Origin of the sequence: Thalassospira sp. MCCC 1A02898 (genome assembly GCF_001618185.1) — a bacterium.
Taxonomy (GTDB): domain Bacteria; phylum Pseudomonadota; class Alphaproteobacteria; order Rhodospirillales; family Thalassospiraceae; genus Thalassospira; species Thalassospira tepidiphila.
On record NZ_LPXK01000011.1, the window covers coordinates 382,499 to 405,192 of the forward strand.

17 protein-coding genes and 1 tRNA gene are annotated in these 22,694 nt (G+C 53.9%); 8 read left to right on the forward strand and 10 right to left on the reverse strand.

Annotation, left to right across the window (positions count from 1 at the left end; all coding sequences use genetic code 11):
* Positions 1 to 67 precede the first annotated feature (67 nt).
* Together rpoD and AUQ41_RS12775 are read left to right on the forward strand one after the other, a co-directional pair.
* On the forward strand, positions 68 to 2,149 hold the full coding sequence (gene rpoD, locus AUQ41_RS12770) for an RNA polymerase sigma factor RpoD (protein WP_063088746.1): 2,082 nt from the start codon (positions 68 to 70) through the stop codon (positions 2,147 to 2,149).
* 106 nt (positions 2,150 to 2,255) lie between these two features.
* Positions 2,256 to 2,332 (forward strand) — tRNA-Ile (locus tag AUQ41_RS12775).
* 117 nt (positions 2,333 to 2,449) lie between these two features.
* Here AUQ41_RS12775 and AUQ41_RS12780 read toward each other — a convergent pair.
* A complete protein-coding gene (locus AUQ41_RS12780) occupies positions 2,450 to 3,100 on the reverse strand; it encodes a GntR family transcriptional regulator (RefSeq protein WP_063088747.1) in 651 nt (216 codons plus the stop codon).
* 121 nt (positions 3,101 to 3,221) lie between these two features.
* Between AUQ41_RS12780 and tcuA the strand changes: the two genes are divergently transcribed.
* Entirely contained in the window at positions 3,222 to 4,610 is a 1,389-nt protein-coding gene (gene tcuA, locus AUQ41_RS12785; protein WP_063089017.1) for an FAD-dependent tricarballylate dehydrogenase TcuA, read from the forward strand.
* Positions 4,594 to 5,724, forward strand: a complete 1,131-nt coding sequence (gene tcuB, locus AUQ41_RS12790; protein WP_063088748.1) for a tricarballylate utilization 4Fe-4S protein TcuB — start codon at positions 4,594 to 4,596, stop codon at positions 5,722 to 5,724. The genes tcuA and tcuB overlap by 17 nt, the downstream gene beginning before the upstream one ends.
* A 76-nt stretch (positions 5,725 to 5,800) precedes the next feature.
* Here the strand turns inward: tcuB and AUQ41_RS12795 are convergent, their stop codons facing one another.
* Together AUQ41_RS12795 and AUQ41_RS12800 are read right to left on the reverse strand one after the other, a co-directional pair.
* Positions 5,801 to 7,210, reverse strand: coding sequence for a sensor histidine kinase (locus tag AUQ41_RS12795; RefSeq protein WP_063088749.1), 1,410 nt, complete (start codon positions 7,208 to 7,210; stop codon positions 5,801 to 5,803).
* Positions 7,207 to 8,058 (reverse strand): response regulator transcription factor, encoded by an 852-nt coding sequence (locus tag AUQ41_RS12800; protein WP_232308386.1) that lies wholly within the window; start codon positions 8,056 to 8,058, stop codon positions 7,207 to 7,209. Before AUQ41_RS12800 ends, AUQ41_RS12795 begins: the two co-directional genes overlap by 4 nt.
* Positions 8,059 to 8,111: 53 nt before the next feature.
* Here AUQ41_RS12800 and AUQ41_RS12805 point away from each other — a divergent pair, with 53 nt between their 5' ends.
* The 4 genes from AUQ41_RS12805 to AUQ41_RS12820 all read left to right on the forward strand — a co-directional run bounded on the left by AUQ41_RS12805 (position 8,112) and on the right by AUQ41_RS12820 (position 13,494).
* Positions 8,112 to 9,212: a tripartite tricarboxylate transporter substrate-binding protein gene (locus tag AUQ41_RS12805; protein ID WP_063088751.1), complete on the forward strand. Its 1,101-nt coding sequence runs from the start codon at positions 8,112 to 8,114 to the stop codon at positions 9,210 to 9,212.
* 123 nt (positions 9,213 to 9,335) lie between these two features.
* Positions 9,336 to 11,315: a tripartite tricarboxylate transporter permease gene (locus tag AUQ41_RS12810; RefSeq protein ID WP_063088752.1), complete on the forward strand. Its 1,980-nt coding sequence runs from the start codon at positions 9,336 to 9,338 to the stop codon at positions 11,313 to 11,315.
* Between the two features lie 5 nt (positions 11,316 to 11,320).
* Complete coding sequence (locus AUQ41_RS12815) at positions 11,321 to 12,439, forward strand: 4-oxalomesaconate tautomerase (RefSeq protein WP_232308387.1); 1,119 nt, start codon at positions 11,321 to 11,323, stop codon at positions 12,437 to 12,439.
* Positions 12,439 to 13,494 carry an isocitrate/isopropylmalate dehydrogenase family protein gene (locus AUQ41_RS12820; RefSeq protein ID WP_063088753.1) on the forward strand — a complete coding sequence of 352 codons (1,056 nt, stop codon included), beginning with the start codon at positions 12,439 to 12,441 and terminating at the stop codon, positions 13,492 to 13,494. Before AUQ41_RS12815 ends, AUQ41_RS12820 begins: the two co-directional genes overlap by 1 nt.
* A 350-nt stretch (positions 13,495 to 13,844) precedes the next feature.
* Here AUQ41_RS12820 and AUQ41_RS12825 read toward each other — a convergent pair whose 3' ends face one another.
* From AUQ41_RS12825 to AUQ41_RS12855, 7 genes are read right to left on the reverse strand one after another with little or no spacing between them, the layout of a single operon-like run.
* Complete coding sequence (locus AUQ41_RS12825) at positions 13,845 to 14,363, reverse strand: DUF2478 domain-containing protein (protein WP_063088754.1); 519 nt, start codon at positions 14,361 to 14,363, stop codon at positions 13,845 to 13,847.
* A 47-nt stretch (positions 14,364 to 14,410) separates the two neighbouring features.
* Positions 14,411 to 15,034 carry a carbonic anhydrase gene (locus AUQ41_RS12830; RefSeq protein ID WP_063088755.1) on the reverse strand — a complete coding sequence of 208 codons (624 nt, stop codon included), beginning with the start codon at positions 15,032 to 15,034 and terminating at the stop codon, positions 14,411 to 14,413.
* A 46-nt stretch (positions 15,035 to 15,080) separates the two neighbouring features.
* On the reverse strand, positions 15,081 to 15,899 hold the full coding sequence (locus tag AUQ41_RS12835; RefSeq protein ID WP_063088756.1) for a peptidylprolyl isomerase: 819 nt from the start codon (positions 15,897 to 15,899) through the stop codon (positions 15,081 to 15,083).
* A 57-nt stretch (positions 15,900 to 15,956) separates the two neighbouring features.
* Positions 15,957 to 16,652, reverse strand: a complete 696-nt coding sequence (narI, locus tag AUQ41_RS12840; RefSeq protein ID WP_063088757.1) for a respiratory nitrate reductase subunit gamma — start codon at positions 16,650 to 16,652, stop codon at positions 15,957 to 15,959.
* Between the two features lie 11 nt (positions 16,653 to 16,663).
* Positions 16,664 to 17,368 carry a nitrate reductase molybdenum cofactor assembly chaperone gene (gene narJ / locus AUQ41_RS12845; RefSeq protein ID WP_063088758.1) on the reverse strand — a complete coding sequence of 235 codons (705 nt, stop codon included), beginning with the start codon at positions 17,366 to 17,368 and terminating at the stop codon, positions 16,664 to 16,666.
* Positions 17,368 to 18,891, reverse strand: coding sequence for a nitrate reductase subunit beta (narH, locus tag AUQ41_RS12850; protein ID WP_063088759.1), 1,524 nt, complete (start codon positions 18,889 to 18,891; stop codon positions 17,368 to 17,370). Before narH ends, narJ begins: the two co-directional genes overlap by 1 nt.
* Positions 18,888 to 22,628 carry a nitrate reductase subunit alpha gene (locus AUQ41_RS12855; RefSeq protein ID WP_063088760.1) on the reverse strand — a complete coding sequence of 1,247 codons (3,741 nt, stop codon included), beginning with the start codon at positions 22,626 to 22,628 and terminating at the stop codon, positions 18,888 to 18,890. Before AUQ41_RS12855 ends, narH begins: the two co-directional genes overlap by 4 nt.
* Positions 22,629 to 22,694 lie beyond the last annotated feature (66 nt).

Consider the following 22,694-nt stretch of genomic DNA (forward strand, 5'->3'; position numbering starts at 1 on the left):
TGCGCTGAAAGACACGGCGCTTGGGACAACAACGGTACGAACGTACCCAGCGGGAAACGGGGAATAGATGTCGTCTAAGACTTCGAACGCTGAAGAGAAAAAGAACTCTTCTGAAAACGCAGACGGACCTCTTCTCGATACATATAAGTCGGCCATAAAAAAGCTCATTGCCAAAGGCAAGGAGAAGGGCCACATCTCGGTCGATGAGTTGAACGCGGCCCTGCCATCCGAGCATTTCTCCTCGGAGCAGATCGAAGACGTGATGAGCAATCTCAACGAGATGGGCATCAATGTCATCGATGGCGATGAAGCCGACGACAATGACGACAACGACGATTCCGATGCTGATCCGCGTGGCAACATCTCCGAAGATGATGTTGGCCGGACCGATGATCCGGTGCGCATGTATCTGCGCGAAATGGGCAGTGTTGAACTGCTGTCGCGCGAAGGCGAAATCGCCATTGCCAAACGTATCGAAGCCGGTCGCGACATGATGATTGGCGGGATTTGCGAAAGCCCGCTGACCATTCGTGCGATTGTGAACTGGCATGACCAGCTTCAGGCCGGCGAACTTTTGCTGCGTGACGTCATTGACCTTGAAACCACCTATGGCGGTGGCCCGGAAGCGGAAATTGCCGCGGCCGAAGGTGAAGACGAAGAAGATACCGACGTCGATGCAGAGGCAGATGTCGAAAGCTTCGAGTCGGCCAATGACGACGATGACGAAGAAGCCGAGACCGAAACCCCGGCCGGCCTCACCGATGAGGCCGAAGAAGACGAGGACGAAGAGGACGACGAGTCTGAAAAGTCCGAGGATGAAGAGGGTGAAGGCGAAGGTCGCGGCGACGATGATGACGACGATGACGAGAACGAGCAGGTCAACGTTTCGCTTTCCAAAATGGAAGAGGAACTGACCGAACAGGTTCTCGAGAAGTTCGAACTGATCGCCAAGACCTATGAGAAATTGCACAAGGCGCAGGAACAGCGTCTGGTGGCAATGAACAAGGGCGAGGCCGTTCCGGCCGCGACTGAAAAGCGCTATAACAAGCTCAAGAACGAGATGGTTGACCTGATGGAAGATGTTCACCTGAACAACTTCCGTATTGAGGAACTTCTCGATCACCTGACCGGTTTGAACAACCGTCTGCTCGGCCTTGAAGGCAAGCTTCTGCGCTTTGCGGATCGTTGCAAGATCAAACGCCCCGACTTCATCAAACAGTATCAGGGCCATGAACTTGACCCGAACTGGATGGAACGTGTTGGCGGCTTGCCGGGCAAGGGCTGGAAAACCTTTGTTGAACGCTATTCCGAAGAAATCGCCAACCTGCGCGAAGGCATTGGTGGTGTTTCGGCCGAGGTTGGTTTGCCGGTTGGCGAATTCCGCCGCGTCTACGGCGTGGTCAACAAGGGTGAACGCGAAGCCGGTCGTGCGAAAAAGGAAATGATCGAGGCCAACCTGCGTCTCGTGATCTCGATCGCCAAGAAATACACCAACCGTGGTCTTCAGTTCCTTGACCTGATTCAGGAAGGCAACATTGGCCTGATGAAGGCGGTGGATAAATTCGAATACCGCCGTGGGTACAAGTTCTCGACCTATGCGACCTGGTGGATCCGTCAGGCGATCACGCGTTCGATCGCCGATCAGGCGCGCACCATCCGTATTCCGGTTCACATGATAGAGACCATCAACAAGCTGGTCCGTACCTCGCGCCAGATGTTGCATGAAATCGGCCGTGAACCAACACCGGAAGAGCTGGCAGAAAAACTGCAGATGCCGCTTGAGAAGGTCCGCAAGGTTCTGAAAATCGCCAAGGAGCCGATCTCGCTCGAAACCCCGATCGGGGACGAGGAAGACAGCCATCTCGGCGATTTCATCGAAGACAAGAACGCCGTTCAGCCGCTTGATGCTGCGATCCAGGCCAACCTGCGTGAAACCACCACGCGCGTTCTGGCATCGCTCACCCCGCGTGAAGAACGTGTTCTGCGTATGCGTTTCGGGATCGGCATGAACACCGACCACACCCTCGAAGAGGTTGGTCAGCAGTTCTCCGTGACCCGCGAACGTATCCGCCAGATCGAAGCAAAAGCGCTGCGCAAGCTCAAGCATCCGTCGCGCTCGCGCAAACTGCGTTCGTTCCTCGATTATTAAGAAATTACGCGACGTTCGGGCTTGACCTTGGCCGGAAAATCGCTAGTTTTCGGGACCGCACCGGACCACCGGTGCGGTCTTTTCTTTACCCGGACTTTTGTCTTGGGGGCCCGTAGCTCAATTGGTTAGAGCCGACCGCTCATAACGGTCTGGTTGGGGGTTCAAGTCCCTCCGGGCCTACCACGGGCAATACTCATATTATATGACTATTGCCCGTGGTAATTTCCATCTTCTCCAATCATCATACTTTTATATTCTCGGTCCGCTCCTGATCCGGTTTCTTGAGCGTGGCTGCAAATCCTATTCGCGCAATAGCTTGATCCTTAGTCTTTGTGCGTTCCGGATGTGATGTTGCGCGGTTGCTTCGGCTTGGTCGGCATTGCCGGAGCGGATGTTGTCGATGATGTCTTTGTGCTCTTGGTAAGCGCTTTCTGGCCGGTTCGCATACTGAAGAGTCGTACCGCCGAGAAGGGCCATTGAGTTCGACAGAGAATTCAGCGCATCAATCAAAAAACGGTTGTTTGCCGTTCTATACAGCGCCTGATGAAACAATCGGTTGGCTTCTGCGACTTTTACCGGGTCATCACCATTTTTCAGCATCAGTTCATTGAGGTCTTCAAGCTCGGCAATTTCGAGCTCCGATGCGTGGCGCGCGGCATAGCGGGCGGCTGTTCCTTCCAGAACTTCGCGGATTTCATACAGTTCAATCACTTCGCGATGATCCAGTTCCCGGATCACCGCACCGTGCCTTGGCAGGTGGATAAGCAATCCATCGCTTTCTAGGCGCCGGATGGCATCGCGGACCGGGGTGCGGCTAATCCCAAACCTTTCAGCAACCTCCACCTCGCGGATTCGGGTTCCCGGCTTAAGCTCGCCGTGCTGAATCGCTGCCAAAAGCTTCTGATAGGCAACTTCGCTGCGAGGCTGCTGATTGGCGGAATCTGGGCTCATTGAGCGGCACCTGCTTTGTTCTGTCTGGTTTTAACTTGACACACGCCTTGTGAAATCACAAGTCTTGCAGACAATTGTATACAAAGGTATCCAAAAACATACAAAGAGAGGTGTGGGTGCTGTGAAAACCAGATTTGATCATTACGATGTTCTTGTCGCGGGCGGTGGGCAGGCTGGGCTTATTGCAGCAATCGTGGCAGCGGAAAAAGGGGCGCGCGTTTGTTTGCTTGAAGGTGCGCCTCGGACTCACCGCGGTGGGAATACACGCCACACGCGTAATTTGCGCCCGATGCATATTGGTCCCTTATCAGTCCTGAGCGGCACCTATGACGAGGCCGAATATTGGGATGACCTGATGCGCGTGACGAAGGGTAAGACCAACGAAACGCTGGCGCGTATGACTTTGCGAAATTCGACAGAGGCGGTTGCCTGGCTTGAACAGCGCGGCGTACAGTTTCAGCCGCCATTGGGTGGAACTCTGCATCTAGGACGAACCAACGCCTTCTTCATGGGGGGCGGCAAGCAGCTGTTGAATGCGCTTTATCGCCATGCCGAAAAGCTTGGCGTTGAAGTCCACTACGATGCGATGGTCTCGTCCGTCGATATTGCAGACGGAGAATTCAAAAGCCTTCAGATTGGTGAGCATACGATATCTGCCAAGGCCTTCGTTGCCGCTGCTGGCGGGTTTGAAGCAAACATTGAATGGCTGAAGGAAGCATGGGGTGACATCGCCGAAAACTTCCTGATCCGTGGGACACCGTATAACCGGGGTGACTTGCTGCGTATTCTTCTCGACGCCGGGGCCCAACAGATTGGTGAGCCCAATCAATGCCATGCAGTTGCAATTGACGGACGCGCGCCAAAGTTTGATGGCGGGATTTGTACGCGGGTTGACTGCGTGTCGCTTGGCATTGTGGTCAATAAGAACGCCGAACGATTTTACGATGAAGGCGAAGATTTCTGGCCAAAGCGCTATGCAATCTGGGGGCGCCTTGTTGCCGACCAGCCGGATCAGGTCGCCCATGTCATTATTGACCAGAAAACACGCGGAGCCTTCATGCCGCCGGTCTTCCCACCCGTTGTTGCCGATACAATCGGTGAACTGGCCGAAAAAATTGGTCTCGACCCGGCAACACTTGAGAAAACTGTCAACGACTATAACGCATCGGTTCAACCGGGGCAGTTCGATCATACCGAGCTTGATGGCGTGCATACCAGCGGGCTTGCGGTGAACAAAACCAACTGGGCGCGCACACTCGATCATCCCCCCTACAGTGCCTATTCGCTGCGACCTGGCATCACGTTCACCTATCTCGGTGTGGAAGTCAGTGAAAAGGCGCAGATGCAGATGGCGAACGGAACCGAAAGCCCGAACATCTTTGCGGCCGGTGAAATCATGGCCGGCAACGTATTAGGCCAAGGATATCTTGCCGGGATTGGCATGACGATTGGCAATGTATTTGGACGAATTGCAGGAAGCGAGGCTGCCGATTATGCGCTCAACCGATAAAACAACCGAAGCCGCGCGTGTGATGACCATCTGCAACGCTTGCCGCTATTGTGAGGGGCACTGCGCTGTTTTCCAGGCGATGGAACTGCGGTTGGAATTCAACTCGGACACGCTCGATTATCTGGCAAACCTTTGCCACAACTGCGGGGCTTGTTACCACAATTGCCAATATGCGCCGCCGCACGAATTTCAGCTGAACGTCCCGGCGGCAATGGCCGAGCTCCGTCAGGAAAACTACGGGGTTTATGCATGGCCGGGCTTTATGGGCCAGCTGTTTGCCAATAATGGCCTTTGGGGCAGTCTTCTGTCCGTCATCGTTATCACACTGTTTTTCGGGGCGACCGCCATTTTGACAGGGGCCGACTTCTTTGCAGCGCATGAGAATGCATTTTATGGCGTCATCTCGCACAATGTCTTGGCAACCCTGTTTGGCATCGTTGGCGGGTTTGTCTTGGTCGCGCTGGTGGGATCGGTTTTGAAGTTTTGGCGGACAATGAATTTGCCAAGTCCGCTGATGCTTGATTATCCCCGCGTCATGCAGGGCATAAAGGATGCACTTTCCCTCAAATACCTTGATGGCGGGAATGGTCAGGGGTGTTCCTATCCCAGTGAGACGCCATCAATGGCCAGACGTTGGTTCCATCAAATGACTTTCTGGGGCTTTATGTTGTGCTTTGCTGCGACATCAAGCGCCACGATATTGCATTACGGCTTCGATCTTCCTGCACCCTATGGGTACTTAAGCCTGCCAAAGCTGTTTGGCATCCTTGGCGGGATCGGTCTTATTGTCGGACCCGCCGGTCTTTTGATGCTTAAGGCCAAGGCCGATTCCGCCCCGAAGGGCAAAACCAACAAAGGTATGGATGTCAGTTTCCTGGTGTTGCTGTTTTTGACCAGTCTCACGGGACTTTGCCTGATGTTTGTGCGTGATACGCACTATGTCGGGGTGATGCTAAGCCTTCATCTGGGCGTTGTGATGACCCTGTTTTTGTCGATGCCCTATGGCAAGTTTATCCACGGGTTCTACCGGTTGATTGCGTTGATTGTCTTTGCGGTAGAAAAAAACGATCACAAACAGGTGGTCGGTGTATGCCAGGCCAAGAAGACTATCTGAATTTATGACGTCAAAGGCTGGCACATCATGTGCCAGCCGATTGCCAAGTCGGTCGGTGAACCGCGGCAAATAACGCCTAGAGCGGGAATTCGATCCGGACCTTCAGGCCTTTGCCGTCTTTACCGTCTTCGAGTGTCAAGCGTGCCCTATGTGCGTCTGCAACTTCCCTGACAATAGCGAGACCAAGACCGCAGCCTTGTCCGTTTTGCTCATCAAGTCTTACGAAACGCTCCAGAACTGCTTTGCGATCTTCTTTCGGTATTCCCGGGCCATTGTCTTCGACCTCGAGAACCGGACCGACAGCAACGCCACCCCCGATTAGCCGAACCGTTACGATCGTGCCGGGCGTGCCATAAACAATGGCATTATCGATCAGGTTGCTCAGCATTTCCTGAAGTAAAACCTCGTTGCCGGTTTCTATTTGGCAGTTCATGCCTTCGCTTTGATCGTCGAAGCCAAGATCAATATCGTGGCGGATTGCCTGACGGACCATGCCAGATGTTACCGAGGCAGCAAGTGCGAGCAGATCGGTTTTCACATAGCGAACAGCTTTTCGGCCTTCGGGGGATACCCGTGCAAGATTGAGAAGCTGGCTGGCCAATCTTGCCGTTTGTCGGGTTTGGTCAACGATACGTTCAAGTGCCTGCCGGTCTTCCGGGTTGCTTGCATTGCGCAAGGCCCATTCGGCTTCGGCCTGCACCGTCGCAAGAGGGGTGCGGAGCTGGTGCGAGGCGTCGGCAATGAAACGTTGGTTGGCCGTGATGGAGCTTTCGAGACGTGCCAGAAGCGCGTTGAGAGACTTGACGACCTCGGTGACTTCCTTGGGCATGGCATGGCGGATCGGGCGCAAATCATCCGTTGATCTGCGCCGGATTGCCTGTTGCAGTCGTCTGAGTGGCGCAAGCCCGCGTGAAACACCGATCCACGCGAAAACGCCGCCGAGAAACATCAAAACCAGAAAGTCCGTGGTCGATCCCAGCAGTTCGTCATAAATCAGATTGTCGCGTTCGCGACGGGTCTGGCTGACATCAATGGTCACCCAGCCGTAGATGTTCGAGGATGGATTGGCGACCAGGTACTTCATGGTGACCGCGCGCACGTCCTCGTTACGGTAATGTGCATTGTAGAAATGGGGAACACCGGGTTCCAGCGTTACGCCTTCAGGCAGGCGAGGGAGGCCGAAATCACCTGTTACAAACGCCCCGTCCGGGCCCTGAACGCGGTAATAGGTGTTTTCGCGGGTGAATTGTTCAAGCAACAATTCAATATCGCGCGACAACAGATCCCCGCCGGAATTAATCGCATGTTCGGAAATGGTCACCGCCAGCGCGACCAGAAGGCGATCCTGTATGCGGTTGGCCATTTCACTGACGGTCAGGTAGTTCTTTGCCAACAGCCCGAAGGTCAGCAAGAAACCCGGCAGCAAAAGCCAGCGCAGAAGCCTTGCGCGTAAAGAAGTGGAGATGGCTGTGGCGTTTTCGTTCATTCGTCAATCATGTAACCAAGTCCGCGAATGGTGCGGACTTCGACATCACCTGAAGCAATTTTTTTACGTAGGCGGCTGATGTAAAGCTCGATTGATTTTACGCTGGCTTCATCATCAAAACCGAAAAGATGCAGGGCGATTTTTTCCTTGCTGATCACCTGACTTATATTCAGCAGCAGAATTTCAAGCACCCCGCGTTCGCGCGGCGTCAGCGAGACAGGCTGACCATCAATGGTCACGGATCTGTCGACCGAATTGAAGGACAGTTTTCCAACCGTGATATAGGGATTGCGCTTGCCAATATTGCGTCGCAGAAGAGCCCGGGCTCTGGCTTCGAGTTCTGATAACTCGAAAGGTTTGACCATATAATCGTCTGCCCCGGCATCCAGACCGGCAACACGTTCATCGAGATTACCACGCGCGGTCAGGATCATAACCGGCAAATTGATCTGGCGTGCTCGCACGGTTTTCAGAATTTCAATTCCGTCCAGTCCCGGCAGTGATAAATCGAGAATCAGAAGATCGAACGTCTCTTGCAGAACAAGGTTGAGCGCGTCCTCGCCGTCATGAACCATATCGACAGCATGATCGGTCTGCCGGAGAGCAGCAGCGATTTTATCGGCCAGAACAAGGTTGTCTTCTACGATCAGAATGCGCATTTCCCTTAAATAACATCGAAAACAGCTGCGAAAATTAAAAATTTGACCATCGACAGCTAACTGACAGCTTTTTCGTTTAGATTTTCCTTCAGGGGCAAGCGGCACTCCCGGCAACGACCGGAAAAAAACAATAACAGCCGAAAGCCTGAATGGGAGGAAATCGACAATTGATGGCGCGATCTGCGTCACCCGTTTCTTTCCTTCCGTTCGAGATAAAACAACCGTTATGGAGGGAACGCCCAATGTCATGGGGAAAGAACTTTAATCTGTCATTCAAGTCCGCGTGCGCGGCTGCGGCAATTGCCTTTGGCTTTGCCGGTACAGCAACCGCACAGGATGCAAATTTCGAGGGAGACCGCGTCGAACTGATCATTCCGTTTGGCGAAGGTGGTGGGACTGATACTTGGGGCCGTTTCTGGGCACCGTATTTCAGTGTCTTCCTTCCGGGAAGCCCGACTGTTGTCGTCAAGAATATTCCGGGTGGCGGCTCTACATCTGGTGCCAATCAGTTTCAGGCCCGTGCCGAGCCCGATGGATTGACCGCAATCGGTACTTCCGGCTCTACCCAGTTTCCGTACCTTCTGCGTGACAAGCGCGTACAATATGAAATGCGTGACTGGCGTGTTGTTCTTGCATCGCCGACCGGTGGTGTTGTTTACGTGAATTCAGATCTTGGCCTCAAGTCGGCCGACGACATGAAAGCACTGGAAAACGTCAAGTTGCGTTATGGCAGCCAGGGGGCGACATCCCTTGATCTCGTTCCGTTGCTTGCCTTTGAACTGCTGGGACTTGATGTTGATGCGGTCTTTGGCATGAAGGGCCGTGGGGCCGGTCGTCTTGCCTTTGAGCGCGGCGAGGTCAATATCGATTACCAGACGTCTTCGGCTTTCATCAACAACGTCCGGCCGCTTGTTGATATCGGAAGTGCTGTTCCTTTGTTCTCCTGGGGGGCACTGGATGACGATGGCAACATCGTACGCGATCCTTCATTCCCTGATCTGCCGAGCTTCCCGGAAGCATATGAGAAAATGAAGGGTGAAAAGCCTTCAGGCCCGGCATGGGAAGCGTACAAAGCATTCTTCATCGCCGGTTTCCCTGCGCAGAAGATGGTCTTTTTGCCAAAAGACACACCTGAAGAAATCGTCCAGGCGTATCGTGACGCGGCACAGCTTGCCACCGAAGATGAGAGCTTTGTGGCTGATCGACAGGCAACCCTTGGCGAGTACAAACAGATCGTTGGCGAACCTGCAGAACGAATTTTCCGCACGGCTGTAAACGTTCCTGAAGATGCTCGTGAGTGGGTCCAAAAATGGCTGACCGAGAAGTATTCGGTGCAGTTCTAATTAAAATCTGAAGTCTCCCGTATCCTGATCGGGGTGGCCTAGTCCACCCCGCTTTTTTCACCCTTCGACTGTCTGGTCGTTTTAAGGGAACGGGCGAACTTTGTCTTTTGACGGAGTTTCCAAATGCTTGATGCAATGATGACCGCGCTGGCTCATTTCGCGCAACCAACCCATCTGATCTATCTTTTGCTGGGTGTTGGAATGGGCATGGTTGTTGGTATTTTGCCCGGTTTGGGTGGAATTGTAGGGCTGTCTCTTCTGTTGCCCTTCATCTATGGCATGGATCAAATCTCGGCCCTTGCCATGCTGATCGGCCTTGTCGCGGTTATCCCAACCTCGGACACCTTTACTTCGGTCCTTATGGGGATACCGGGATCAAGTGCATCACAGGCAACCGTTCTTGATGGATTTCCATTGGCGAAAAAGGGCCATGGTGCCCGTGCGCTGGGCGCTGCATTTTCGGCATCATTGGTCGGTGGCTTGGTTGGGGCCGTTATCCTTACCGGCTTCGTTGTGATTGCGCGGCCCCTTATTCTGGCATTTGGCTCGGCCGAGCTGTTCATGCTGGCTGTTCTTGGTTTGTCGATGGTTGGCGTTCTTGCCGGTCAGAGCCTGCCAAAGGGCGTCATTGCTGCGGGTCTTGGTTTGTTATTGGGCGCACTTGGCGCGGCACCCGCGACCGGCGAACTCCGCATGAGTTTTGACTCCGTTTATTTGATGGATGGCCTGCCGCTTGTCATCGTCGGTCTGGGAATGTTCGCGTTTCCTGAAATCATCGATCTTTGCCGGCAAAATCGATCTATTTCAGACAAGGGCACCCTCGGTCTCGGATGGCGGGACGGTGTTCGCGATATGATCCGTCATAAATGGCTTTGCCTGCGTTGCGCCGGTCTTGGCAGTATCGTTGGCGCTTTGCCCGGTCTTGGCGGAAGTGTCGTCGACTGGATCGCCTATGGTCATGTCGTCCAGACTGCAAAAGACAAATCCCAGTTTGGCAAGGGCGACATTCGAGGTGTTCTGGCGCCGGAAAGTGCCAATAATGCCAAGGAAGGCGGTGGGCTTGTCCCGACCTTGCTGTTTGGTATTCCCGGTTCGGGCAGCATGGCTGTTTTCCTTGGCGGTATGGTGCTGATTGGTCTTGAAGCCGGCCCTGCAATGGTCGGGCGTGACCTTGATATCACCTACACGATTATCTGGTCGCTTGCGATTGCCAACGTGGTTGGTGCCGGTGGCGCGTTGCTGATTTCACCGTTTGTATCCCGTCTGACGACCATCAAATACGGCTATCTTGCACCGTTCATGATTACAGTGATCTGCTTTGCCGCGTTTCAGGCAACGCGTTCGCTGTCAGACATGATTGCGTTGTTGGTGCTTGGTGTTCTTGGCGTGCTGATGAAGCGCTTTGGCTGGCCGCGTCCGGCATTTCTGATCGGCTTCGTCCTTGCTTCCAATACCGAGACCTACCTTTATCAGGCGTTGCAATTCTACAATTGGGAATTTTTGACACGCCCTGGCGTACTGATTATCGCAGCCCTGACCATCATTTCGGTTCTGATGGGCATGCGCAAACACCCGGCAAACCCGGTTGAGGAAGAAGAAAGCAGCCATTCGCATAATCCGAAACGCTGGCCGCAAATCATGTTTGCTGGCGGACTCTTTGCCTTCTTTGCTTTTGGTATTTGGGATGCAACCCAGCATTCCTTCCTTGGCAGCGTCTTTACCGGTGCTGTGTCGGTTGTGATGTTGATCGCGTCGGCCATCCTGATTTGGCAGTTGGTGTCATCACCCGCCTCACATGCCGCCAATTTCGACCATGAATATGATCTTGATCATCAGGATGTGAAACCAACCGCCGGTCTTTGGCACTACGTGCTGTGGGTTACAGGCTTGGTGGTCGGAACGGCGGTGTTTGGGTTCCTGATTGCAATTACCGGCTTCTTTATTGCCTTCCTTCGGATCAAGGCCAAAGCGTCCTGGTTTCTGACGCTGCTTTTGACCGGGTTGGCGGTTATCGGGCTTTGCATTCTTGCCTGGTCGCTGGTTCTCGATTTCCCGGCAGGGATGCTTCAGGACCTGATTGAACTTCCCTGGCCGCTGGGGTGATCGACATGAAAAATACCATGATTGTGAATGACCAACATGCCGTTCCCTGTGTGATTATGCGTGGCGGCACTTCCAAGGGGCCGATCTTTTTGGCCAGTGATTTGCCCGAAGATGTCGCAATGCGCGATCGCCTTTTGCTTGCGGCAATGGGGTCGCCCGACAAACGTCAGATTGACGGTATTGGCGGTGCCGATACGTTAACCAGCAAATCGTGCATTGTTGCGCCATCCAGCCGACCGGACGCCGATGTCGAGTTCCTGTTCGCGCAGGTCGCCATTGACAGGGCTGAGGTTGATGTCAATCCGAATTGCGGAAACATGACCGCCGCCGTTGCACCATTCGCGATCGAGGCTGGTTTGGTGCCGGTTACGGGGGATCAAACCTTGGTGCGGATTTACAACCAAAATGTCGGTGCATTGGTGGACGTGCTGGTTGCCACGCCGGGCGGTAAGGTGACCTATAGCGGTGATGCTGCGATTGATGGCGTACCTGGTACTGCGTCGCCCTTGATATTGCGGTTCAAGGATATCATGGGCAGTAAAACCGGACGGCTTTTGCCGACCGGCAAACCGATCAACTATATCGACGGGCTTGAAGTGACCTGTATTGATGTGGCGGTGCCGATGGTGATGTTTCGGGCCCGTGATCTTGGGATTAAGGGGAACGAGACCAAGGCACAGCTTGATAGCAATGCGGAATTGATTGCCCGGATGGAAACCGTGCGTCGCAAGGCATCGGAATTGATGGGGCTGGGCGACTGTACTGGTAAGGTCGTCCCCAAAATGGCAATTTTGTCGGAACCAACGAAAGGTGGTGATATTACATCACGTTACTTTGTGCCGCATAATTGCCATGCAACCCATGCGGTGACCGGGGCAATATGTGTTGCCAGTTGCGCGTCACTTTCGGGAAGCATCGTTGATGGGATGATCGAGCTTAAGGCTCAGCCGCAGCAATGGATCCAGATCGAACATCCAAGTGGCGTGATTGCCGTGGAACTCACCATCGAAGGGTCTGGGCCAAATCTTTCAGTGATATCGGGTGGTGTGATCCGCACAGCGCGCCGGTTGTTTGAAGGCAGGGTCCTTGTCCCTGAAAATATTCTGACGGAGGTTGCGGGTTGATGGATGTTGTATTGATGCCGGGCGATGGGATCGGGCCGGAAATTACGTCTGTCACGTGCAAAGTGCTGGAGGCATTGGACCGGTCGTTTTCCCTGGGACTAAAGTTTAGCAATGAAGACGTCGGATTTACGTCGCTTGAAAAGCATGGCACCACCATTACGCCAGAACTGATCGAACGTGTGCGGAAAGCCGATTTGGCTATTATCGGACCGGTTGATACTGCGCGTTACCCACCGGCGGATCAGGGCGGGATCAACCCATCGGCGGCACTGCGCATCAATCTGGATTTGTATGCCAATGTAAGGCCTTCAAAGGTGTTTGAGGGCCTTCCGTCGGCTGTTGCGAACATGGATTTGGTGATTGTGCGTGAAAACACAGAAGGTTTTTATGCAGATCGCACAATGTATGCCGGAACTGGCGAGGTGATGCCGACGCCTGATCTTGCGCTTGCCACGCGCAAGGTAACACGTCAGGGCAGTTACCGTGTTGCCGCCTATGCGGCGCGACTTGCCGCGAAACGCCGGGGGCACTTGACCATCGTGCATAAAGCCAACGTTTTGAAGTTGAGCGACGGTCTTTTCCTGTCCGAAGCAGAAAAAGCAGCCGCAAAGCAAGGCGGGCTTGAGGTTCGTGAAGAACATGTTGATGCCATGGCGTCACTTCTGGTCAGAACCCCTGACGCGTTTGACGTGATTGTCACCACCAATATGTTCGGCGATATCCTTTCAAACGAGGCGGCCGAGCTTGCAGGCGGGCTTGGTCTTTCCGGATCACTTAATGTTGGCGATGAAAATGCGATTGCGCAGGCGTCGCATGGTTCCGCGCCGGATATTGCAGGCAAGAATATCGCCAACCCCGTATCGCTTTTGCTGTCGACTGCATTGCTTCTGGAGTGGAAGGGAGTAAAAGCCGGACGCAACGATTTGCAGCAGGCTGCCAACTGTCTCGATCTGGTAATCGCTGAAATGTTCAAAAATCCGAACACGCGAACAACTGACCTTGGCGGGACACTGTCTTGCAGTGATTTTGGCTCGATCTTGGTCGAAAAGCTTTAGGGAGCTCGTTTCGACAAGATAATTGCCGTTATATATGTGTGATGATGGACGGACAATTTGCGTTAGCTTTTAGCCCATAGTGCTTACACCCCTCCGTTGGAGCAGTATTCAAGCCAATCAGAAAAATGTCAGCTTTTCTGTCAATTCTGCAGCTTTTTGTCAGCTTTTGTGACAATCGATGACAACTTATCTGACAATCGGAAATGCTAAGGCATTGATTTCGCGAGAGGTCGGATGTCACCTTTTGTGGCACCTGACAACTTTTCCCGAAAAATTTATGCCGCCTGAGACCGACGCATATATGCGTCGGTGCAGCTATTGGATTGTCATAGTTCGGGTTAATGCGCGTGCTAGGCAGGCTGGACCAACGCACAATTCTCCTCAAGCCAATCAAAAAGATCGTTTTCTTTTGGTGGCAAGGCGATTTCCAGGCCTCCGGCAAATTCCTTGAATGCTTCGAGGTTTAGTTGGTTCAGGCCGACCAGTACCGTGATGTCTTTTACCAAAGCATCGGCAATGACATCCCGAAAACCGCGCCCTTCGGCCTCGTGCTTGCCGAATTTGTTGATAACGAGAACATCGGCACCTTTTTGAAGCTCCTGGGTGACGAAGCCAACGGCATCTTCCAGTGCACTTGTATCGAGGCGGCAGCCGCGTGAATGTTTGCCTAGTGCCTGAGAAATGCGAATAACCGGACCATCCGGCAGTACCTTGACATCCATATCGCACGGATCGTCGATTTCCCGTTCTGAATTGATCTGGACTGTTCCGCAAACGCGCAAGCCCGTGTCCGAGAGGCGCCGGGCAACGCTCGACAAAAGCAGGTCTGTGTCGCCTCTACCCGCTGCCATCGTGTATGCGATTTTCATCTTGGTATTCCTTGTCTCGTTTCGTCGGGGGAGATCGCTCACCTGAGTCAGGAAGCCCGTTCCTCGGAATTGGGAAAATCCGAGGAACGGATCGTGCATCCAAGGTCACGCAGAAGGCCGTCTTTCAGGCTATAAATCAGGCCGTGAATTTTGATGTCTGCGCCAGCGCGCCAGGCACGTCTCATGATCGGGGTTTCCGCCACCCGGCTGACACCCTCGATCACATTGAGCTCCGCGAGCCTGTCACGCCGAACCTCGATGTCACTGTGCAGGTCAAGTGCACGGGCATGATAGCGGGCCTGACGACGGATCGGTTCAAGCCAGTAATCGGCCAAGCCATGGGGAAGGTCCTCGGTCGCCGCTTTCACTCCACCACAACCGTAGTGACCGCAAACAATAATCTCGCGGACCTTCAGGGTATCGACGGCAAACTCAAGCGCAGACAGAAGGTTCAGGTCTGATGAATGCACCACGTTTGCAACGTTGCGGTGAACAAAAACTTCTCCGGGATCAAGCCCGGCAACAACGTTGGCCGGTACCCGGCTGTCTGAACATCCGATCCAGAAAAACTCTGGCGCCTGGTGGCTTGCCAGTCTGGAAAAATATCCAGGTTCTTCGTCTTGCCGTGATCGCGACCAGACCTTGTTTCGTTCCAAAAGGTTTTCAAGCATGCAAACCTCACACCTTTTGTGGGTTATATGCGCTATAACCGCGCGTCTAATTCGGTTTCGTATTGTTGGTCCCGCGTCCAAGGTCGGCTCCGGTGATGGAGGAGGACGCGATAAGGCCGTCGACAAACGCCTTTGCCTTGCGGACCCACTGGGCTTTTTCCATCGCTTCGGAGATTTTTGGTTTCACGGTTTCGAACGGCAGGGGATGCCCCTCTGCCAGTGCATCTAGCCGGAGGACGTGATAGCCATATCTACTCAGTACAGGCTCGGGCGCGATTTCGCCCTCAGAAAGCTGGCGAAGAGCGGCTTCAAATTCGGGCACCGTGTCGCCGGGGCGCAACTGACCAAGCGATCCGCCTGCTGAACGCGATCCACAGTCGCTTTGCGTGCGTGCAATCTTTTCGAACGTCTTGCCGTCTTTGCGAAGGTCGCTGAGGATATCGTTTGCCCGTCTGAGGGCCAGTTCTCTCTCCACGGCGTCATTCGGATCGCATTTGCACAGAATGTGGGACACTTCCCACAACGGCATCGAGCGAAACCGTTCAGGATCCTTTTGCCATTCGGCACGAATGGCTTCTTCGCTTGGGGGAATGATATCGATCTCTGCTTCAAGCAATGCGCGGATCATGGCCTCTTCCCCGGTTTCAAACCGGTTTGGAGAGACTTCCAGCGGGACAGCTTCAATACCGTTTTTGCGCGCTTCCTGAAGCAACAGGGTACGGATGACCAGTGCATTTGCCGCGTTACGCAAGGCGTCGGCAAAATTGTCCTTTGACGCCGTGTGGTTTTGCAATTCCGCAGCAACCGCTGTTTGCGGAATGGTTTCGCCATTGATGACGAGATCGGGAAACATTTGCGTATTCATAGCGCTTTGTCCTTTGTTTTCAGGAGGTCGCCGGCGCATGAATGCGCCGACTGTCCATTATCGATGTGACAAAGGTCTGGTGCGGCGTGACCGGACAATCTGATACCCTGGACGCAAGAAATACCGCACTGGAACTGACAGCATGTGCACAAGGCGCGTGAACGGGAACACCAGGAAAATCGTTAGGCCCAGAACCAGATGCAGTTTGAAGATCCAGGCCACATTGGTAATGTGGCTGGCGGCATCAGACTGGAAGGTGAAAATTCCCTGTGCCCAAGCCATGAACTTGGTCATTTCATACCCGTCGAGATGTTCAAGCGACACAAAGATGGTGCCGATCCCAAGAACAAGCTGTGTCAGCAACAGGGCCAGAATGCCAATATCGGCAAAGCTTGACGTTTTGCGGATACGCGGATCGGTGATCCGACGATGAAACAGCATCAGGCCACCAATTAGGGCCATGACACCGGCAATGCCACCGGCCACAACTGCCAGGGTCTGTTTGGCACCGTGAGTGATCCCAAGGGCATCAAAAATCCAGATTGGCGTCAAAAGTCCGACCAGATGGCCAAAGAAAATGACCAGAACACCGACATGGAACAGAACGGAGCCCAGCATCAATTGCCTGCGACGCAGAAGCTGACTTGATGATGTTTTCCAGGTGAAGGGATCACGTTCATATCGGGCGATAGAGCCGATAATCAGGACCGATAGCGCGATATAGGGATAGATCCCGAAAAGGAAGTTATGCATTTGGGCCTCCTTTACTCTGCTGCTGCCGGCGGTACCGGTCCAGCGGGTTGATCAATACGCGACAGAATGTCACGCACCTGCGGGCAACCGGCATTCGGGTCCGGTCCAAACGTGACCTCGCTTTCCTCCCAGACTTCGTCGAGGGCCTCGAGGTCATTGGGGTCGTCTTCGGGTTGTTCAAGGAGCTCGGCAACGGCATTGGCGTCAGCCGTGACATTGGCCAGTTGCTGCAAGGCGGAAAACACCGCCTGATAGGGGCTTTCGCGATTTTCAAGACGGGCGCGGATTGCCTCAAAGATGTGTGCTGCGTCAGCCAATGTGTCCTGCATCTCTGCACGCGGCCGGGTTGACAGGAATTCCAGCAGCACAGGAAGATGGTCTGGAAGCTCCGTTGTTGCCGGTTCAAAGCCGCCAGCCCGGTATGTTTCAAGCAAGCTGACCATGGCGCCACCACGGTCACGGCTTTCACCGTGGACATGCTCGAACAGGTTAAGTGACAGGCTGCGCGAACGATCAAACAGCATGACGAAACGTTCCTGAAGATCGTAAATGTCATCGTTTGACAGCGCTTCGACCAGCGGTCGCAAACCGCGACGTGCCGCCGCCGTAAGGCGGGTGTCCGATGCCAGAACGCCGCCAATTTCGGGCATGGCTTCTTGCAGTTCTGTTGTCGGATAGCTCAGCAGAAGCGAGAACGATTTGAGTGTGCGGTCCATCAGCGTACCTCCTCTGGCATTTTCAGAGGCTTCTTGCTGCCACCAAACAGGGACCCCTGACTGATGCCCGAAGAACAACCGTTGCAGTTGGTGAACCCCTCGCCGCCACGCAGGTCATAGGCTTCCTCGACCTGTTCGCGATGGGTGGTCGGGATGACGAACCGGTCTTCGTAATCGGCAAGCGCCATGATTTTGTACATGTCCTCGATGGTTGCACCATCAAGACCGACGCGCTTGGCGACCGACTCATCAATGACACCATCGACGGTTTTCGACCGCATATAGGCCCGCATGGCCAACATCCGTTCGAGAGCATTTGCCACTGGCTCCTCGTCACCAGCCGTCAGCATATTGGCAAGGTATTTCAAAGGAATGCGAAGGTTGCGGACATCGGGCATTGCCCCATCAATGCCGATTGCGCCGGCTTCGGCAGCATTCTGGATCGGGGAAAGTGGCGGGATATACCAAACCATCGGAAGGGTGCGGTATTCCGGATGCAGCGGGAAGGCAACTTTCCACTCCATCGCCATTTTCCAGATCGGGCTGTCCTGGGCTGCCTTGATCCAGTCTTCAGGGATACCGTCGGCACGGGCCGCCGCGATAACTTCCGGATCTTTGGGGTCAAGGAACACACCAAGCTGGGCATCATAAAGATCGGTGGTTTCTTCGGCATTGGCCGCGGCTTCGATCTTGTCGGCATCATAAAGCATGACACCGATATATCGGATGCGCCCGACACAGGTTTCCGAACAGACCGTCGGATTGCCTGATTCAATGCGCGGATAGCACAGCGTACATTTTTCCGATTTGCCCGTTGACCAGTTGTAATAAACCTTCTTGTACGGGCAGCCCGATACGCACATGCGCCATCCCCGGCATTTTTCCTGATCGATTAGAACAATGCCGTCTTCTTCACGTTTATAAATCGCCCCAGACGGGCAACTTGCAGCACATGCCGGGTTAAGGCAGTGTTCACACAGACGCGGCAAATACATCATGAATGTATTTTCGTATTCGCCGTAAATATCTTTCTGGATGCCTTCGAAGTTGTAGTCTTCCGAGCGTTTCGAAAACTCACCGCCAAGAATTTCTTCCCAGTTCGGGCCTTTTTCGATTTTTTCCATCCGTTCGCCAGAGATGCGCGAGCGTGGACGTGCGGTCGGAAAGGCCTTCGTTTCCGGGGCGGATTTCAGGTGATCGTAATCGAAATCGAACGGTTCGTAATAGTCGTCGATTTCCGGCAGATCCGGGTTGGCAAAGATGTTTGCCAGGATCCGCCATTTCGATCCCTGTTTGGGCTGCAGCTTGCCCGACTTGGTGCGTTCCCAACCACCATTCCAGCGGTTCTGGTTTTCCCAGTCGGTCGGATAGCCGGTGCCAGGTTTGGTTTCGACGTTGTTGAACCAGGCATATTCAACACCATCACGGCTGGTCCAGACGTTTTTGCAAGTTACCGAACAGGTATGGCACCCAATGCATTTGTCGAGGTTCAGCACCATGCCGATTTGTGCGCGGACTCTCATTTCCCGACCTCCTTGTCGTTTGCTTCTTCGTCGAGCCAGTCGACCTTCTGCATTTTGCGGACAATGACGAACTCATCACGGTTGGCACCCACGGTTCCGTAGTAGTTGAAACCGTATGATTGCTGGGCATAGCCCCCAATCATGTGTGTGGGTTTAAGTGTCGTGCGGGTGACAGAGTTATGAATGCCGCCGCGTTTGCCGGTCTTTTCGGAGCCGGGCGTATTCACGATTTTTTCCTGCGCATGGTACATGAAGGTCGTACCATCCTTTATGCGCTGGGAAACGACTGCGCGGGCGGTCAGGGCACCGTTGGTATTGTACAGTTCCACCCAGTCATTATCGACGATCCCGGCGCGTTTTGCGTCGTTTTCACTGATCCAGATCACCGGACCACCACGGTTAAGCGTCAGCATCAACAGGTTGTCGCTATAGGTCGAATGGATGCCCCATTTCTGGTGCGGTGTGATGAAGTTCAGCACCACATGGGGCATACCGTCGCGGGCTTCGTCGTTGATTTCCGTTGTAATGGTTTTGAGGTCAACCGGTGGACGATAGGAGACAAACCCTTCGCCAAAGGCCCGCATCCACAAGTGATCCTGATAAAGCTGCTGACGTCCTGTCAGGGTACGCCACGGGATCAGCTCGTGAACGTTGGTATAGCCCGCGTTGTAACAGACATGCTCGGACTCAAGGCCCGACCAGGTCGGCGAAGAGATGATCTTGCGCGGTTGGGCGGCAATGTCGCGGAAGCGGATTTTTTCATCTTCCTTGGGCAGGGCAAGATGCTTGTGATCACGTCCGGTAATCTTGCCAAGTGCATCCCATGCCTTGACCGCAACCTCACCATTGGTTTCCGGTGCCAGCATCAGAACCACCTCGGTGGCATCGATATCGGTATCGATCTTCGCACAGCCCTTGGCAGATCCTTCCTGCCACACACCGTTCAAATCACGAAGATGCTGAACCTCGACCTCGGTCTTCCAGTTGATCCCTTTGCCGCCATTGCCCAGTTTGTCTAGCAACGGGCCAAGTGCGGTAAAGCGATCATGGATTGCGGTGTAATCGCGCTCGACGGCGATATAGTTCGGTGCAGTCTTGCCGGGAATAAGTTCGCATTCACCCTTCTTCCAGTCTCTGACCTGATCCTGGGCGAGTTCACCCGGGGTGTCATGAAGGATCGGCAGGGCGACAATGTCGGTTTCCTTGCCAAGATATCCCGGAACGATTTCCTGGAACTTCTTGGCAATGGCCTTGAAGATTTCCCAATCAGACTTGCTTTCATAGGCCGGGTTGACGGCCGCCTGAAGCGGGTGGATGAACGGGTGCATGTCTGACGTATTCAGATCGTTCTTTTCATACCAGCTTGCGGTTGGCAGAACGACATCGGAATAGACTGCGGTGGTGCTCATCCGGAAATCAATACAGACCAGAAGATCAAGTTTTCCACGCGGGCCTTCTTCATGCCATTTGGCTTCCTTGGACAGTTGATGGCCTTCTTCACCCAAATCCTTGCCCATGACACCATGATCGGTACCAAGAAGGTGTTTGAGGAAATATTCGTGCCCCTTGCCCGAAGACCCCAACAAGTTGGAACGCCAGACAAACAGGTTGCGTGGCCAGTTCTTGGGATCATCCGGATCTTCACAGGACATTTCCAGTTCGCCCGATGTGAGTTTTTCGGCGACATATGCCGGAATTTCCTTGCCGGCTTCTTTGGCTGCCTTTGCAACATCGAGCGGATTGGTCTTGAGCTGTGGGGCAGATGGCAACCAGCCCATCCGTTCGGCACGGATATTGTAGTCGATCATTGAAACGTCCCAATCGCCTTCCGGGGCGGTCGGAGAAAGGATTTCTTTGGCCGTCAGTGTCTCATAACGCCACTGATCGGTATGGGCATACCAGGCACTGGTCGAATTCATGTGCCGAGGCGGGCGTCCCCAATCAAGAGCAAACGCCAGTGGTTGCCAGCCAGTTTGCGGACGGAGTTTTTCCTGCCCGACATAATGGGCCCAACCGCCACCCGATTGGCCAACACAGCCGCACATGACCAGCATGTTGATGACACCACGGTAGTTCATGTCCATGTGGTACCAATGGTTCATCGCAGCGCCGATAATGACCATTGATTTGCCTTTGGTCTTTTCGGCATTTCCGGCAAATTCCCGGGCGACATGAATGATCTTGTCAGCTGGAACACCCGTAATCTTTTCCGCCCATGCCGGGGTTCCGGGCATGCCGTCGGCATAGTCACTGGTGACCCAGTCACCACCCAGCCCGCGATCAAGGCCATAGTTGGCACAGAACAGGTCAAATACAGTCGCGACCACAACCTCGCCTTCAGCGGTCTGGATACGTTTGACCGGGATATTACGGGTTAGAACATCCGGGTGTTGCGCATCCGTCGCAAAGTGTTCCGAGGCATCACCACCGAAATAGGGGAAATCGACCTCGGCGATCTCGTCATGATCTTCTTCAAGGACCAGCGACATTTTGAGATTGGTGTCAGCACCAGCAGCACGTTCTTCAAGGTTCCATTCGCCAGCCTCGCCCCAGCGATAGCCAATTGATCCGTTTGGTGCGACCATGCGGCCCGACTTTTCGTCGAGTGCGATGGTCTTCCATTCCGGATTGTTTTCTTCGCCAAGTTTGTCGCTCAGGTCTGCGGCACGCAGGAACCGTCCCGGAATAAGGGAACCGTTCTTTTCATCGAGTTTGACCAGCATCGGAAAATCTGAATATTTGCGGCAATACTCTTCGAAATAATCTGTCTGACGGTCGAGATGGAATTCGCGCAGGATCACATGGCCAAACGCCATTGCCAACGCGGCGTCCGTACCCTGCTTGACGTTCAACCAGACATCGCCAAATTTTGCTGCTTCGGAATAATCCGGGCAAATGACGGCCGATTTGGTTCCGCGATACCGGGCCTCGGTATAGAAATGGGCATCTGGTGTTCTGGTTTGCGGCACGTTCGATCCCCAAAGGATCAGATATCCAGCATTGTACCAGTCTGCCGATTCCGGAACGTCGGTTTGTTCGCCCCAGGTCATTGGCGATGCCGGTGGCAAATCGCAATACCAGTCATAGAACGACATGCATACGCCGCCCAGAAGGCTGAGATAGCGTGAACCGGCCGCATAGCTGATCATGGACATTGCCGGAATGGGCGAGAAACCAAACACACGGTCAGGGCCATATGTTTTCGCGGTAAAGGCGTTGGCGGCTGCAACCAATTCGGTTGCCTCATCCCAAGTTGCTCGGACAAACCCGCCTTTGCCGCGGTTCTCTACATAGCTTGCGCGCAAGACAGGGTCATTTTGAATGGCTGTCCATGCCTGAACCGGGTTCATTGTCGAACGCATCCGGCGCCACAGCTTCAAAAGCTTGCCACGGATGAGCGGATTCTTGACGCGGTTGGCAGAATACAGATACCAGCTATAGCTTGCCCCTCGGGCACAGCCGCGCGGTTCATGGTTTGGCAATCCGGCACGGGTGCGTGGGTAATCGGTTTGCTGGGTTTCCCAGGTAACAATCCCGGATTTAACATAGATTTTCCAGCTGCAAGACCCGGTACAGTTCACACCGTGTGTCGAGCGAACGATTTTGTCGTGGCGCCAGCGGTTGCGATAGGTATCTTCCCAGTCGCGGTTCTCGCGGGTGACCTGACCGTGATTATTTGAAAACCTTTCCAGTTCCTTGTTCTGGAAAAAGTTCAGTCTGTCTAACAGGTGACTCATGGCGTTTCTCCTGAAGGCTGCGGACCCTGCCCAAACGGGTTAGGCTGGGCAGGGATAAATTTGAGT